Source organism: Streptococcus macedonicus ACA-DC 198, from assembly GCA_000283635.1.
Lineage (GTDB): Bacteria > Bacillota > Bacilli > Lactobacillales > Streptococcaceae > Streptococcus > Streptococcus macedonicus.
In genome coordinates this window covers 507,184-521,651 of record HE613569.1, presented here as the reverse complement: position 1 = coordinate 521,651, position 14,468 = coordinate 507,184, and the positions used below count along the sequence as shown (strand labels likewise).

11 protein-coding genes, 1 tRNA gene and 4 pseudogenes are annotated in these 14,468 nt (G+C 36.7%); 5 read left to right on the top strand and 11 right to left on the bottom strand.

Annotation, left to right across the window (positions count from 1 at the left end; genetic code table 11):
- Positions 1 to 125: 125 nt before the first annotated feature.
- The 3 genes and pseudogenes from SMA_RS02800 to SMA_RS10665 form a co-directional block, all read right to left on the bottom strand.
- Positions 126 to 1,341: pseudogene (locus SMA_RS02800) on the bottom strand (MFS transporter).
- A gap of 123 nt (positions 1,342 to 1,464) precedes the next feature.
- On the bottom strand, positions 1,465 to 2,541 hold the full coding sequence (locus SMA_RS02795) for an MmcQ/YjbR family DNA-binding protein (RefSeq protein WP_014294108.1): 1,077 nt from the start codon (positions 2,539 to 2,541) through the stop codon (positions 1,465 to 1,467).
- Positions 2,542 to 2,640: 99 nt separating this feature from the next.
- Positions 2,641 to 3,312: pseudogene (locus SMA_RS10665) on the bottom strand (group II intron maturase-specific domain-containing protein); the annotation flags it as partial.
- Positions 3,313 to 4,205: 893 nt separating this feature from the next.
- On the opposite strand from SMA_RS10665, the gene SMA_RS11475 reads away from it, so the two are divergent.
- Complete coding sequence (locus SMA_RS11475; protein ID WP_014294105.1) at positions 4,206 to 4,508, top strand: hypothetical protein; 303 nt, start codon at positions 4,206 to 4,208, stop codon at positions 4,506 to 4,508.
- A gap of 513 nt (positions 4,509 to 5,021) precedes the next feature.
- On the opposite strand, the gene SMA_RS02775 is transcribed toward SMA_RS11475, so the two are convergent.
- The 5 genes from SMA_RS02775 to SMA_RS02755 all read right to left on the bottom strand — a co-directional run bounded on the left by SMA_RS02775 (position 5,022) and on the right by SMA_RS02755 (position 9,652).
- Entirely contained in the window at positions 5,022 to 7,673 is a 2,652-nt protein-coding gene (locus SMA_RS02775) for a valine--tRNA ligase (protein WP_014294104.1), read from the bottom strand.
- A 12-nt stretch (positions 7,674 to 7,685) separates the two neighbouring features.
- Positions 7,686 to 8,249, bottom strand: a complete 564-nt coding sequence (locus SMA_RS02770) for a hypothetical protein (protein WP_014294103.1) — start codon at positions 8,247 to 8,249, stop codon at positions 7,686 to 7,688.
- A complete protein-coding gene (locus SMA_RS02765; RefSeq protein ID WP_006531602.1) occupies positions 8,249 to 8,827 on the bottom strand; it encodes a GNAT family N-acetyltransferase in 579 nt (192 codons plus the stop codon). Before SMA_RS02765 ends, SMA_RS02770 begins: the two co-directional genes overlap by 1 nt.
- Positions 8,828 to 9,078: 251 nt before the next feature.
- Positions 9,079 to 9,396 carry a helix-hairpin-helix domain-containing protein gene (locus SMA_RS02760; RefSeq protein ID WP_006531603.1) on the bottom strand — a complete coding sequence of 106 codons (318 nt, stop codon included), beginning with the start codon at positions 9,394 to 9,396 and terminating at the stop codon, positions 9,079 to 9,081.
- 1 nt (position 9,397) lies between these two features.
- Positions 9,398 to 9,652 (bottom strand): DUF1912 family protein, encoded by a 255-nt coding sequence (locus tag SMA_RS02755; protein ID WP_006531604.1) that lies wholly within the window; start codon positions 9,650 to 9,652, stop codon positions 9,398 to 9,400.
- Positions 9,653 to 9,868: 216 nt separating this feature from the next.
- On the opposite strand from SMA_RS02755, the pseudogene SMA_RS11825 reads away from it, so the two are divergent.
- The 4 genes and pseudogenes from SMA_RS11825 (at position 9,869) to pnuC (ending at position 12,898) form a co-directional block, all read left to right on the top strand.
- Positions 9,869 to 10,612, top strand: a pseudogene (locus tag SMA_RS11825) (nucleoside phosphorylase).
- Positions 10,613 to 10,726: 114 nt separating this feature from the next.
- Positions 10,727 to 10,987 carry a GNAT family N-acetyltransferase gene (locus tag SMA_RS11820; RefSeq protein WP_257235461.1) on the top strand — a complete coding sequence of 87 codons (261 nt, stop codon included), beginning with the start codon at positions 10,727 to 10,729 and terminating at the stop codon, positions 10,985 to 10,987.
- 558 nt (positions 10,988 to 11,545) lie between these two features.
- The gene (locus tag SMA_RS02735) at positions 11,546 to 12,184 is read left to right on the top strand and encodes a deoxynucleoside kinase (RefSeq protein ID WP_014294102.1); all 639 of its coding nucleotides are present in this window, start codon (positions 11,546 to 11,548) and stop codon (positions 12,182 to 12,184) included.
- A gap of 6 nt (positions 12,185 to 12,190) precedes the next feature.
- Positions 12,191 to 12,898, top strand: coding sequence for a nicotinamide riboside transporter PnuC (gene pnuC / locus SMA_RS02730; RefSeq protein WP_014294101.1), 708 nt, complete (start codon positions 12,191 to 12,193; stop codon positions 12,896 to 12,898).
- 43 nt (positions 12,899 to 12,941) lie between these two features.
- Here the strand turns inward: pnuC and SMA_RS02725 are convergent.
- The 3 genes and pseudogenes from SMA_RS02725 to SMA_RS11290 form a co-directional block, all read right to left on the bottom strand.
- Positions 12,942 to 13,012, bottom strand: a tRNA-Thr gene (locus SMA_RS02725).
- A 131-nt stretch (positions 13,013 to 13,143) separates the two neighbouring features.
- The gene (locus SMA_RS02720; protein WP_014294100.1) at positions 13,144 to 13,716 is read right to left on the bottom strand and encodes a GNAT family N-acetyltransferase; all 573 of its coding nucleotides are present in this window, start codon (positions 13,714 to 13,716) and stop codon (positions 13,144 to 13,146) included.
- Positions 13,717 to 13,926: 210 nt separating this feature from the next.
- A pseudogene (locus SMA_RS11290) lies at positions 13,927 to 14,445 on the bottom strand (lactate/malate family dehydrogenase); the annotation flags it as partial.
- Between the last annotated feature and the right edge of the window lie 23 nt (positions 14,446 to 14,468).

The following is a 14,468-nucleotide window of genomic DNA, read 5'->3' as shown; positions in this document are numbered from 1 at the left end:
AAAAGACCTGAAAAAGTTGTGTGTGTAATCTTCTTCAAAGTCTTTTTATATTGTTAAAATGATTCTTTTTTAATAACTGTTATAATTTTCAAAAGTTTTCTAAAAAAGGATTTTCTGACCAAATATTATTCTTTATCATTTATTTTGCGTAGTGACATCAAGAAAATGAAAGATAAGATGATTACTGCTAAGCCAACGAATAGATAATTAAATTCATAGTCTGGGCGCAGTATGATTGTAAAAATAGCTGTTCCAAGGGGCATAAAAAGCACCGCTATTGTAAAGACAATTCCCAAAACACGCCCCAAATAATTGCTATCAACTTCTCTTTGAACAAGCGAAAAAGAATGAATGTTAAAGACCGTCAAAAAGATACTACAAAAAGCTGGTGATAGCGCCAGAAAAACAACATTTGGAAAAATATGGTACAAAATTGGTGCTAAACCAAGAAATAAACCAGCAACTGCCAAAAAAGTCATTAACAAGTCAGTTGATAATTTCTTATTAACCCTACCGCTGATAAGAGCACCAATAAGCCCACCAACCGCTTCAGCTATCAAAAATGTTCCGTAAATATTCTCAGTAATTTTCGGGAACATTTGGTTGCTGTAAGGTAGTAATAGGTTATAAGCAGCCATAAAAAAATTCACAGAAGCCGATAGAGCAATCAAAACCGAAACTTGGCGTTTTTGTGCCAAATAACGAAAGCCACTGATTAAATCCTGAAAGATACTAGCCATTGAAAAATGATTGTTTTTTGTATTTTCTTCTAAAATCGGAGAAACAAAGACTACAATGATGCTTGATAATATAAAGGAAACACCATCCAAAAGCAGAGAACCATGAATACCTATCAAGCGATAAACGCCGACCGCAACGATTGGAATCACAATTTTGACAACCGTAGCCGCTGTTTGCAAGTAAGAATTTAGTAGAGCAATATTGTCTTTTTCCACCACTTCTTTCGTAAAAGCGTTATAAGCAGGTGTTGAAAAAAGATGATAAAAATGCCAAAAACACATTGGCTACAATAATCGCATAAATTAACCATGTATTATCACTGATAAATGACAAGGCTATACAAGCTAGACCACTTAAAAAATCACTCAAAATGATGATTTTCTTTCGACGAAAACGGTCAGCAATCACACCACCAAAAAGATTAAAAAGGACTCCCATAATGTTTTCAAGTGATTGATATACCCCAACTAACACCATTGAATTCATATTAAAACTAGCTAAGAATGAATTGTTAACATAATCAAATAAAACATCTCCAATTTTTGAAATGGCGCTGCTTGAAACAAGCAAACTAGCATTTTTCTGTTCTGCTTTTTTCATATAAAAAATATCCCCCGTTTTTAAAATAGTATATACTTTTGAAGTATTTTTTGGAATATTCTTTCAATTCTTTTTAAAATAAAACACAAAAAATCTTGCACTTTCGCACAAGATTTCACGATTTTATGTTCGATCAATCAAGGTAATTAATTCTTTTGTCATACGGCGTGGTCCACGAATGTTAGTGACACCACATTCTTTCAGCACAGCAATTGGAAATTGGCTATTTGAAAAAGTTTGCAATAGCTCAATTTTCATTAATTTTTTAATTGATTTTTCTTCCCGATAACCGCTATTTGGAATGTCGGATTCTAAGACACGGCAAAGGTAGCGAAGGGCGCGTGTTGGTGCCGTAATATAAATGGCAACATAATCACCCGCTTTAATACTGGCTTTTTGTGTCCAATTAATAATCGAATTTGCTGCAAATTCCGCATCGATATCGTAATATTTCAGATTGGCAGGGATAATCCAATAATCAGGCCCAGATAAGCTCCCAAGACTTTTCCCTGAAACTAAAGCTCTGCTATTTTTCACCAAAGAAAAAAGCAAATCATCCGAAACCGTCTCGTCCAGCACTAGCGACACCCATGATTTCTTGCTCATATGGTAAGATGGGTAAATGCCTCTTATTTCAAGCAATCGAGGCAAGTCTTTGGGATTAACTTTGATATTGATAATCTCGATTTTCTGTTCTAACGCCTCTTTTGACCACGTTTCATCGCCCAAATCCAACTTTCCACGCGCAACCGTCATAATCAACGCATACCACTTATGATTCTGCGGATAACGGTAAGACGAAAACTCAGGATATTTTTCAAAAGGATGGTCATACATGTCGCCATATGTCGCTTGCAAGTAGTGTGCGAGACGATTGGTTTGTGGATTGAGAAATGGCAGAGCTTCAAAGCAATCTGCCGCCACACGTTCAAGCACCGCAAGATAAGCTTCTCTGACTTGCCCAACAAAATTTCCCATTGCTTGCGCCACATGAATGGCAAGATATTCCTCGTTCAAATCAGTATCAATCACATAAGTTGACACCTCCCCATCTACCGCAATATGGACATGCACTTCAAAAGCGCCGTCCAAAATAGTTTCGCGGAACTCATAACCACCCTGTGATTTCTGAAAACCAAACGGCACCAAGCACTCAAACACTACCCGCTTCTTCCTAAAAATATCCGATTCAAATGACATAGGGACTCCTTTCGTTTAGCATAAGTATAAATCGAGTAGGGGCTAACTTGTAGTCCCTCTCACACCACCATACGTGCCGTTCGGCATACGGCGGTTCCATTAACTGTTAACATGTCGTTCCATGTAGTTGACTAATCCTCGTTTGGTGAGGATTGGTTTTGATATAGATTGATTAAGAACAGACTGACAGGCTACCAGTTGATAGTGGTTACCCCAACCCGATACCTTGTCTGCTAACCACCTAGGAACACCTAATTTAAGCAATCCCAAATGCCGTTTAGCTTTGGTTTTCCACTACTTCCAGATAATCTCTCGTAAACGAATTCGCAAATGCTTATCTATCTTGGTGAGAATTGTTTTCATCACTCCGATACGGAAGTAATTTATCCAACCCCTGATTAGCCAGTTAAGCCGTTGAATTCTCATACCTAGTTCTATACTATGCTTACAGCTGGTAAGAAGTTTTAACTTTTCCTTAAACCGTTTAACGCTATCTTGATGAGGACGACTTACCCATTGGTTTATTTTAGGTTGATACCAAAAGCCAAAGCCGAGATACTTTAGACGAGTTGGCTTAGTGATTTTGGTCTTACTAGCGTTAACCTTGAGACCGAGACATTTCTCAATATAGCGAGTAACAGAATGCATCACTCGAATAGCTAATGCTCTACTTCCTACAGCCATAACACAGTCATCTGCGTACCTCAAAAATTGAAGAATTAATTTTAGAAGGTGGAATTTTATAAATATTATATATATACTATTAAGCAAGAATCATATTTTTATCAATGAAGAATCCCTTCTAGAAAAAATTCCTGAAGAATTAATTTCTAGAAAAATCATACAAAAAATATTAGTAAAATTAGATAATGATATATCATTAGAAAGTAATTTAGTCGAAAAATTAATTAACAATATTAATTTCAATGACCAAACTTTTGGCTCTGAACTTAATAGTTTTGTACAAAGACATTCTTCAAAACTTGAGGAACAACAAATACTCCCTCTCGATAATTATCACGAATTAATTACTGGAGGAGCATCCTTTATTGTTCGAAATAATTCATTTATAACCGCAGAACAGATTTTAAATTTATCAGAGCAAGAACTTCTTAATATTTTGTTAACTTCTCAAGAAAATCAATTTAATCCTAAAAAGCTTTGGGAAGAGAACACTGTTAATGCTACAATCGATTTCTGTATTGAATTATTGACAAATAATTCAATACAGAATTGCAAGAAAAATTTTGGACTTTCTTGAGCAATAATAGTAAAAAGTTATTCAACAGATACTCTTCTCTATTTTATAAGCTTGCAATTATTGAAGAATTGCCAAAAAATATTATAAATTTTTCGATAAGTACCTGCTTAAAAAATATGAATGATAATCACTTTTCACATGATAAGGAAAAATTTTTCACATACTTCGTTCAACAAAATAATTTAAATACACAAATAATCAATAAACTTTTTAGTATATCTCCTAACAATTTGGATAGTTCCTTATCAGATAATAAAGATTTTGATATAATTCTATTTTTCGGTTCTGAATTGGGTGGATATTTAAGTATTTTAATAGAATTAGTGATTAAACACAAGGAAGAATATCTAAACAGAATAAAAAAATCATCGACAACCTCTCATACAATCCATACAAACAATTTATGAAAGGTGTATTCTTATATGATTACGATGTAAATACTGAAGAAATTAATTATGAAATATTTCTTGGATACATTTATTATCATAAAAGAATGCCAAATAAAACTGGAGAGCTTTTTGCAAACTTAGTTTCTAACTTGCTCAAAACAAAAATTAATAATAACAAAGCTTTGAGTTATTCACTACTAATAGCACTGGAATATATAAAACTTAAAGAGATTATGTTTCAACATAATAACTTCAACTATATGGTTAATTTGATTTTCTTAAGTCAAAAAAATTCAAATATGAAAACGATTGGTTAAGACAACTTATATTACAAGAAAATAAAAGTTATAACATTTTTTCATTACTTGCCCTTATTATTCAAGAGGATAGTCTTAATAACGATAAATACTTAGAGTTCTTAGAAACTTTTAAAGATAATGTAACAGAATGTACAGCTAATATTGAGTTATATTCTCTGACTTATTACCTAAGCGAAGAAAAACTCAATGAAGAAAAAACTAACCTACTAATTAAATACATATGGATTCTTTTAAAAAATAGAAAAATTGGAAAAAGTTTCCAAGATTTAGAATCATTATTTATACTACTACATATCTTGATAGTGGACAGCTCATAAGTTAAAAAGAGTCTCAGTATATTCAAGAATTGCTATCTCCTCTTGAATAGGAAGAACTAAAAAGAAAAATTGGAAACTATATCAATCAAATAGATTGAAATTAATTATCTAATTTTATTTTTCTACTTTAATTCCACCAATAACCCCACTTCAACCATTAGTTGAAGTGGGGCGTTCTTTTATAATCGATTTATTATTTCACCAATTTTTTCATATCTTCGATACGAGCGACTGTTGCATCGTATTTGGCTTGATAATCGACTTGTTTGTCGCGTTCTTTTTGGACAACTTCTGGTTTAGCGTTAGCGACGAATTTTTCGTTGCCGAGTTTACGTGCGACCATGTCCAATTCTTTTTGCCATTTAGCAAGTTCTTTGTTAAGACGTGCCAATTCTTCTTCAACGTTAAGAAGGTCAGCAAGTGGCAAGAAGATTTCAGCGCCTGTGATCACACTAGACATTGCCAATTCTGGTGCTTCAATGGTAGAAGAAATTTCTAGTTTTTCAGGATTTGTGAAGCGCTTGATATAGTTCACATTGCTGTTAAAGAAGTTTTCCAATTCTTTATCGCTTGTTTTCACAAGAAGTGTAATTGGTTTACTTGGAGCAACATTTACTTCGCTACGTGCGTTACGGACAGCACGGATAAGGTCTTTAAGACTTTCAACACCTTTATGCGCAGCTTCATTTTCAAACGTTGGGTTAACTGTTGGGTATTCAGCTGTTACGATTGAACCTTCAGAAATTTGTTCAAAGATTTCTTCAGTAACAAATGGCATAATTGGGTGAAGCAAACGAAGAATCTTATCAAGGGTGTAAAGAAGAACTGAACGAGTGATAACTTTTTCATCTTCATTGTCACTGTAAAGCACTTCTTTTGTCAATTCAACGTACCAGTCAGCAAATTCATCCCAAATGAAGTTGTAAAGGATATAACCAGCCACACCAAATTCAAATTTATCAAAGTTTTCAGTAACTTTGGCAATTGTTTCATTCAAGTTGTGAAGAATCCAGCGGTCAGTTACGTTACCACCCGTACCAGCAACAACTTTGTCAACATTTGCGCTAGCTTGGTCAAGCGTAAGGTCTTCATTGTTCATCAAAATGTAACGAGAAATATTCCAGATTTTGTTGATGAAGTTCCAAGCAGCGTCCATTTTTTCGTAAGAGAAACGAACGTCTTGACCTGGTGCAGAACCGTTTGATAAGAACCAACGAAGAGCGTCAGCACCGTATTTCTCGATAACATCCATTGGGTCAATACCGTTACCAAGTGATTTAGACATTTTACGTCCTTGCTCGTCACGAATAAGACCGTGGATAAGCACGTTTTCAAATGGACGGCGTCCTGTGAATTCCAATGATTGGAAAATCATACGTGACACCCAGAAGAAGATGATATCATAACCAGTTACCAATGTAGATGTTGGGAAGTAACGCTTGAAGTCTTCTGCTTCTGTGTCAGGCCAGCCCATTGTTGAGAATGGCCATAAGGCTGAACTAAACCAAGTATCAAGAACATCTTCGTCTTGAGTCCATCCGTCACCTTCTGGAGCTTCTTCACCAACGTACATTTCACCTTCAGCATTGTACCATGCAGGAATTTGGTGACCCCACCATAATTGACGAGAGATAACCCAGTCATGAACGTTTTCCATCCATTGTAGGAAAGTATCGTTGAAACGTGGTGGGTAGAATTTTACTTCGTCATCAGTGTCTTGGTTAGTAATAGCATTTTTAGCCAATTGGTCCATTTTAACGAACCATTGTGTTGACAAACGTGGCTCAACTGGCACACCAGTACGTTCTGAGTGACCAACGCTGTGAACCATTTTTTCAATTTCAACAAGTGCACCGATTTCTTCCAATTTTTTAACGACAGCTTTACGAGCTTCAAAGCGGTCCATACCAGCAAATTCACCAGCAAGTTCGTTCATTGTACCGTCATCATTCATGACGTTGATTTGTGGCAAGTTATGACGCTGACCAACTAAGAAGTCATTAGGGTCGTGTGCTGGAGTGATTTTAACTACACCAGTACCAAATTCTGGGTCAGCGTGTTCATCACCGACGATTGGAATAGCTTTGTTAACGATTGGAAGGATAACATTTTGGCCAATCAAATCTTTGTAACGGTCATCATTTGGGTTAACCGCAACGGCTACGTCACCAAACATTGTTTCAGGACGAGTTGTGGCAACTTCAAGGCTACGTGAACCATCTTCCAACATATAGTTCATGTGGTAGAAAGCACCTTCAACATCTTTATGGATAACTTCGATATCAGAAAGGGCTGTACGAGCTTTTGGATCCCAGTTGATGATAAATTCACCACGATAAATCCAACCTTTTTTATAAAGTTCAACAAAGACTTTACGAACCGCTTTTGACAATCCTTCATCAAGTGTAAAACGTTCACGTGAGTAGTCAACAGAGATACCCATTTTACCCCATTGTTGTTTGATTGTTGATGCGTATTCATCTTTCCATTCCCAGACTTTATCAAGGAATTTTTCACGACCAAGGTCGTAACGTGAGATACCATCTTCAGCAAGACGTGCCTCAACTTTTGCTTGTGTTGCAATCCCCGCATGGTCCATACCAGGAAGCCATAAAGTATCAAAACCTTGCATACGTTTTTGACGGATAATAATATCTTGCAAAGTAGTATCCCAAGCGTGACCAAGATGAAGTTTACCAGTTACGTTTGGTGGTGGAATAACGATAGAATACGGATGAGCTTTCTTATCGCCAGAAGGCTTGAAAACATCCTCATCTAACCATTTTTGATAACGCCCAGCCTCAACCTCAGCCGGGTTATATTTTGGTGAAAGTTCTTTTGACATAATGTGTCCTTTCTACATTTTTTCAATATCATTTAATTTTTGTAAAATAAGTTGTGCTGATTCACGAGCGGATAGATCAGTATTATTGATTTTATAATAATACTTAAGAAATTCTGGTGACTTCTCTGGATTAAATTGGGCAAATGTCATCGTTGACAGAATATCATTTTCAGACCATTCTAAATCACGTTTTAATGGTTTGCACTGCAAGCGATGCTCAGTACGATTACGCCGAAGCCGTTCAGTTAAATCCGTTTCAAGTTCTACAAACAAGACCTCTCTATTAAATGAGTGAAAAACATCTTGAATCTGTCTCAAAAAATCAATATCATTTGAATCATTAAAATCAATTACAACAGTAAAAATAAGAGGTTTATTGCTCTGAGCAAAAGCTTCAAAAAAATTCATTCTAATTTTTCGAATGAGTTCAGTTGAGATAGGTCCATATTCCATAAAACGCATAACAAAATCAATGCTATCGTGATTATGAAACAAAGTCATACCAGTCATCTTTTCAATTTCTTGACCAATCGTCATCTTACCTGAAGCTTGTGCACCAATAATGACAAGATTCATCATCTCCCCTCCCACTCACTTTTCAACAATCCATAGCGCAACAGGTCACAACGTTTCCCTTGTGCGTCTTTGCGGTCGCGGATTCGAGCTTCGAGGGTGAAACCTAGTTTTTCAGCAATACGTTGGCTTGCTTTATTGTAACCATAACATTCAATTTCAATTTTGTGGAGATTGAGTAGGGTAAATCCAACTTCCAACAGCGCATGCGCAGCTTCTGGCACGAATCCTTTCCCCCAATAATCTAGATGAAGCAGATAGCCCATTTCAAGAACATCATCAGCATGGCGCTTATTAAAATCAACCGAACCAATGACTTTATTTGTCCCTTTTAAGCAAATACCATAACCAGACGGTACCTTTTGCTCAACCCAGCGCTTTGGCATAATGTTTTCAAGATAATGTGCCTCTGCTTCTACGCTTTCTGCAGGTGGAAAACCAGCTGGCCAAGTCACTTCTGGCAAGCTCGCATAAGCAAAAATATCCTCAGCATCTGAGACCAGACGTGGGCGTAAATATAGCCGTTCTGTCTCAATATCAGGAAGTTTACTGTCCTTAATCTGACCTAAAATTTTAATCATAAGCTCTCTCCTATTTTGGTGGTAAAAAATCGCCCCTGTCTTTCGACAGGGACGAACTTTTTATAAATCCGCGGTACCACCCACATTCGAGTGACTAGCACTCGCAACTTGATTATTCAGTTACAACGTTCAGCAACCAGTCTTAATATTTGTACGGATTTCTCAACCACACCGCTCTCTGTAACAAATGGTTTTTAAGACACCTCTGAATGTTTTTATTTTAACAGATTTAGTCAGCTAACGCAAATAGATTAAGCTTTGAAAGCTACACCATTTTCTTTCAATTTATTAACAGTTGCTGGACCAACTCCTTTAAAGGCCAAAACGTCTTTTTCAGTAAAGTTTTTGAAATCGGAAACTGATTTAATCCCTTCATTATAAAGTGTTTCAATAAGTTTTGGTCGAATGCCCTCTACGGCAGAAATCGCTGAAAATTCTTCCAAACTAAGAGTCGCTTTTGAAACAACATTAGTAGCTACTTTAGCAGTTGCTGTTGCAGCAGTTTTGATAATGCCTGCGCGTTTCAATTTCAATAAGTACTCTTTTTTTCGATTCTTTTTCTTTGCCATTTTAGTAATTTCTCTCCCCTAAAAGATTATCTGGTAATTCGTGGAAACCTTTTCCGGATTTATAATTAGCAAATTTGCCTTGGATAAATTTGTAAGCATCTAACTTACTTTCATAACGGATGTAGGCATCAGCTGCGCGTTCATCCTTATCTTCTTCCACAATCTTACGACTAGCTTCCATCGCCATTTCGTTGATTGCGATTTGTGAGTCTACCCAAGCTTCAAATTCTTTTAAAAATTCTTGTTCGTAAGTCATAAACACCTCTCGTCTGATTTCCTAGGTCATATTATAACACAAACATAGGCAAAAAGAGAAGTTTGTAAAGGATTTGTAACATGATTTCCACGAATCATTTCTTTTTACAGGGAAATTTTCAGAAAAACCATCATTTTTAGTGAATTATCTTGTTTTTTCCAAAGTTTTTAAGTAAAATGTTAAAAATATTTTGAAATTCAAGGAGGATGTGTTGGCATGATTTTATCACAATTTGACCATCAGCAAACGGCGATTATTAACCCAGGGAATGTCATCCAAGATTTGCCAGATTTTCCCAAAACCGCTGTGACCTGTTTTGCAAGAGGAACTTTCGCACGAATCTTAGCTGAATTTCCTCACCATGAAATCACAAAAACAAGTGTCGCAAATTTGGAAATTCTAATCTATGAGCTAAAGTTTCAGGGGCAAAAAATTGCTTTTTTCAACTCCTATATTGGGGCAAGTGGCTATGTTGCTATTTTAGAGGATATTATTGCTATGGGTGCTGAAATTATCCTTGTTTTTGGCACGTGCGGTGTCCTCAATCATCATTCCTACAATCGCTATTCACGACGAAGGCACAAGCTATCACTACGCTCCGCCAACAAGTGAAATTGCGCTCAATCACACCTATCGCAAACAGTTCAAACAGTTTCTTGACGCCTAAAATATCTCCTATACAGAAGGAAAGGTTTGGACAACTGACTGCATTTACCGTGAACTCATCAAAAGACGGCAAATCGAAAGACACAAGGTGCTATCGCCGTTGATATGGAATGCTCTGCGATTACCGCATTTGCCAACTTCCGCAAGATTAATCATTTTCAATGCTTTTATTCGGCTGATAATCTAGACGCTGAAGCCTGGGAACCTCGAACTTTAGCTAACGATGCTGACCTTGAAACCAAAGACCGCATTGCAAACATTGCTTTAAGTTTTGCCGTTGAATTATTCCGTTAAAATCATTATAATAGTGATAAGTTTTTTTCCGAAAAGAGGAGAAACACGAACCTTCAATTTAAATCATTTACTGACGAAGATACCGCTCAAGCCATTGCGATTTGGAATCAAGTCGTGACCGACGGAGTAGCCTTTCCACAAACTGAAACCTTAACTCTTGAGACAGGAAAAGCCTTTTTCAAAGTCCAAACTTACACAGGCGTTGCCTACCAAGCAGATACTGGACAAATTATCGGTTTGTATATTCTTCACCCAAACAATGTGGGACGTTGTGGACATATTTGCAACACCAGCTACACTGTTGATAGTCATTTTCGTGGACAACATATCGGTGAAAAACTCGTCCGCCATTCTATGGGACTGCTAAAAAATTAGGATTTAGAATTCTTCAATTCAATGCCGTTGTCAAATCAAACCAAGCCGCACTTGCCCTCTATCAAAAACTAGGCTTCCACCAACTTGGAACGATTCCTGCAGGATTCCTCAATAAAAACAATGAGTACGAGGACATTATTCCACACTATTACGACTTAACCAAACTGCCTGATTAAGCAGATTCACATCAATAAAAAGCATTCTGATATTACCTTTATGGTAACCTAGCAGGATGCTTTTAGTTATTTTGTTCAAGCTATCCGTTCAGATAAAAGTAATCAGTATAGCACAAAAATAATAATTTTCAAGTCTTGCAAAACACAAAATATAGTGCTAAGATTTTATACGGAACACAAGATATTGTGTTTAATATGCAGTTTCAACAAGAACGATTTCTTACCACTACATAGATAATACTTAGAGAAAGGAGGCTATCTTCTTATTTCCACAATACCATAACTTCCACCAAACATTTACTACCATTTTCTAAATAGATGCTCAAATCTATTTCCATAACTATTCTCACTTACATTAGCATATTGGAGGTGCATTACCATCGTGATTATTCTAGCAGGAATGATAGGAGTTGGAAAAACTACCTATACTTCTCTTTTAGCCAAAGAATTAGGCACAACAGCTTTCTTTGAACCTGTTGATAACAACCCTATTTTAGATAAATATTATGAAGACCCTGAAAAATACGGCTTTGCTTTGCAGATTTATTTTCTAAATAAACGCTTTAAAGCCATTAAAAAAGCTTATTATACTGATAATAATGTCTTAGACCGTTCCATCTACGAAGATGCTCTCTTTACGTATATCAATACCCTTCAAGGCAGTATCAGCGAACAAGAATATAAGATTTACCTAGAATTGTTAGATAACATGATGGAGGAGATTGACGGACTTCCTAAAAAATCCCCTGATTTGCTCATTTACCTCGAAGGCAGTTTTGACCACATCATGAACAACATCAAAAAACGTGGACGTGATTTTGAACAGCCTGATAATACTAACGGGCTCACTGATTACTACAAACTCCTTCACACACACTACAACAGCTGGTATGAAAACTACCAATACAGTCCTAAAATGAAAATCAACACCGACCATATCGATGTTACAAAATCGGAGGACTGGGCAAAAGTTTATCAAATGATCCGTCAAGAAATGAAATCAATTGGAATTGGAGATTAACATATTTTGAAAAAACAATTATCACTTAAAAATTCTTTCAACCTTGCATGGAATCGCCTAAACACTAAAGAAAAAATGTTTGTCATTATCACTTTTCTGGCGTCACTTAGCTTTACTCTCTATGGCATGTTACCGACACTAGTCACAGGTGATTTTACCGCCTTAAATACTCTCTCAATTATCATGTCAATCTTTGGCTTTATCGGAACATGGACTTTGGCGCTCCAATGGCAGCACACCTTTAAGGCAAATGGGATTCAAAATATCGCTGGGATTTTAGTTGCTGGAATGCAAGGCATTTACGGTGATATGTTTACAAGTTTTTATTATCTTGTAACCGAATTTATCGGGCATTACAGTTGGAAAAAACGCCGTAATGATAATGGTGAACTTGTTGTCGATAAAAAATTCGGAGCCAAAGACGTCTTTCTCGCTATTTTCTTTTGGACAATTGGACTTGGCTTTCTGTCTTACTGGATGGGTGGACAAAAAATTGTCCTCGATGCTTTGACAAACGGACTATCATTCACTGCTCAACAACGACAAGTAAAAGGGCACCTTGATGGCTACTACATTTGGCTTTTGGTTGACCTTCTTAGTTTTATGCTATTTATTTCCATTGGAAACCAAATCGTCGCTTTCAGCTACCTCGGCATGTTTGCTCAAGGATTGGTTGGGATTATGATTTGGAAGAAAGGCAAAGGACAAGCTTAAATTTCCACTAAAAAAGCCTCAAGCGAGGCTTCCAAACTATCTTTGCCGCCACCGAGAATTGAACTCGGAACGGAGCATTACCATTGCTCTATTATACCATTTAACTATAGCGGCTACCTACTTATAGTAACATGAAATCACTTTTCTAGCAAGAAAAAGTTACCCAACTCATTCTTGTCAAACTACTCCACTAAACCTGCATTTCATGTTTATAAATGAAAGCTTAACTCAGAATATGATATGAGTTAAGCTTTTTGTGTAACTTCATGAATTGATTTGACAGGTTTTACATGGTTATCGTGCTCACCTAACATTTTTTCCATCCAAATCATATCATACCAATGGTTAAATTTATAGCCAGACTGGTGAAATTTTCCGACTAACTGGTAACCAAGGGCACGGTGGAATTTTTCACTGCCATTTGTCAAATAAGCATCTTCTGTCTCAGTTGAAGCAATGCAAGCATTGAGATTCAAAATTCCCATTTTTATCAAGTATTCTTCCAAAGCACGGTAAATTTGACGTCCTACACCTTTTCCACGCGCAGCCTTGTCCAAATACACCGTTGCCTCAGCCGACCAAGCATAAGCAGTTCTTGGATGAAAAGATGACGCGTAAGCATAACCCAAAATCTGCCCTGCCTCTTCTGCTACCAAATACGGATAAAAAGCCATAATAGAACGCATTCGTTCCCGAAATTCCTCTAAACTTGGCACCTCATACTCAAAAGTAATAGCCGTCTTTTCAACATAATAACGATAAATAGCAAGTAAATCTTTGGCATCCTCTAAACGAGCCAAACGAATGATAACTGTCATATGTCCTAGGATACCCTCTCGAACGTAATTTTTCACCAGTATATCGAGAAAATCCTTTACTGTCAAAAATAAAGTGACATCTTTCGTTAGCTATTTTCTACTCTTAAAACGTTATTTAATCTGTTCGAATAACCAATCACGCATCAGCTTGCCATGTTTCAGTCCGTATTTGCTATATGTAGGAGTAGTTGATTTCAGGCTTTTGCCCAAAACAGATCGGGCATCAATTCCAATTTTTTCCGCAAGGGCTTGACGAAATTGAGCAGTATCAAGTGATGTCCCTGACCCAATAACACGTTCTTTAGGGAAACCCGAAAATTTCCATGTTGAGTAAGTTAAAATATCAACCGGATTGGCAGCCACAAGGAAAATGCCATCAAATCCAGACTCAACCACTTGAGTAACAATGGATTTGTTGACAGCAAGGTTTTTGTCGACAAGATCCAGACGGGTTTCACCCGGTTTTTGAGGTGCACCCGCAGTAATGACAACAAGGTCAGCATCTGCGCAGTCTGAGTATTATGCAGCATAAATTTTTTTAGGCGAGGTAAACGAAAGCGCATGGCTAAGATCAAGTCCATCGCCTACAGCTTTTTCAAACAGTTGAGGAATTTCAATAATTCCAAATTCTTGAGCAATTCCTTGGTTAATAAGAGCGAAGGCGTATGAAGAACCTACGGCACCGTCACCAACAAGGATAACTTTTTTGTGTTGTTTAGTTGTTTTCATCTAATGGAGCTCCCGTTTTTGTT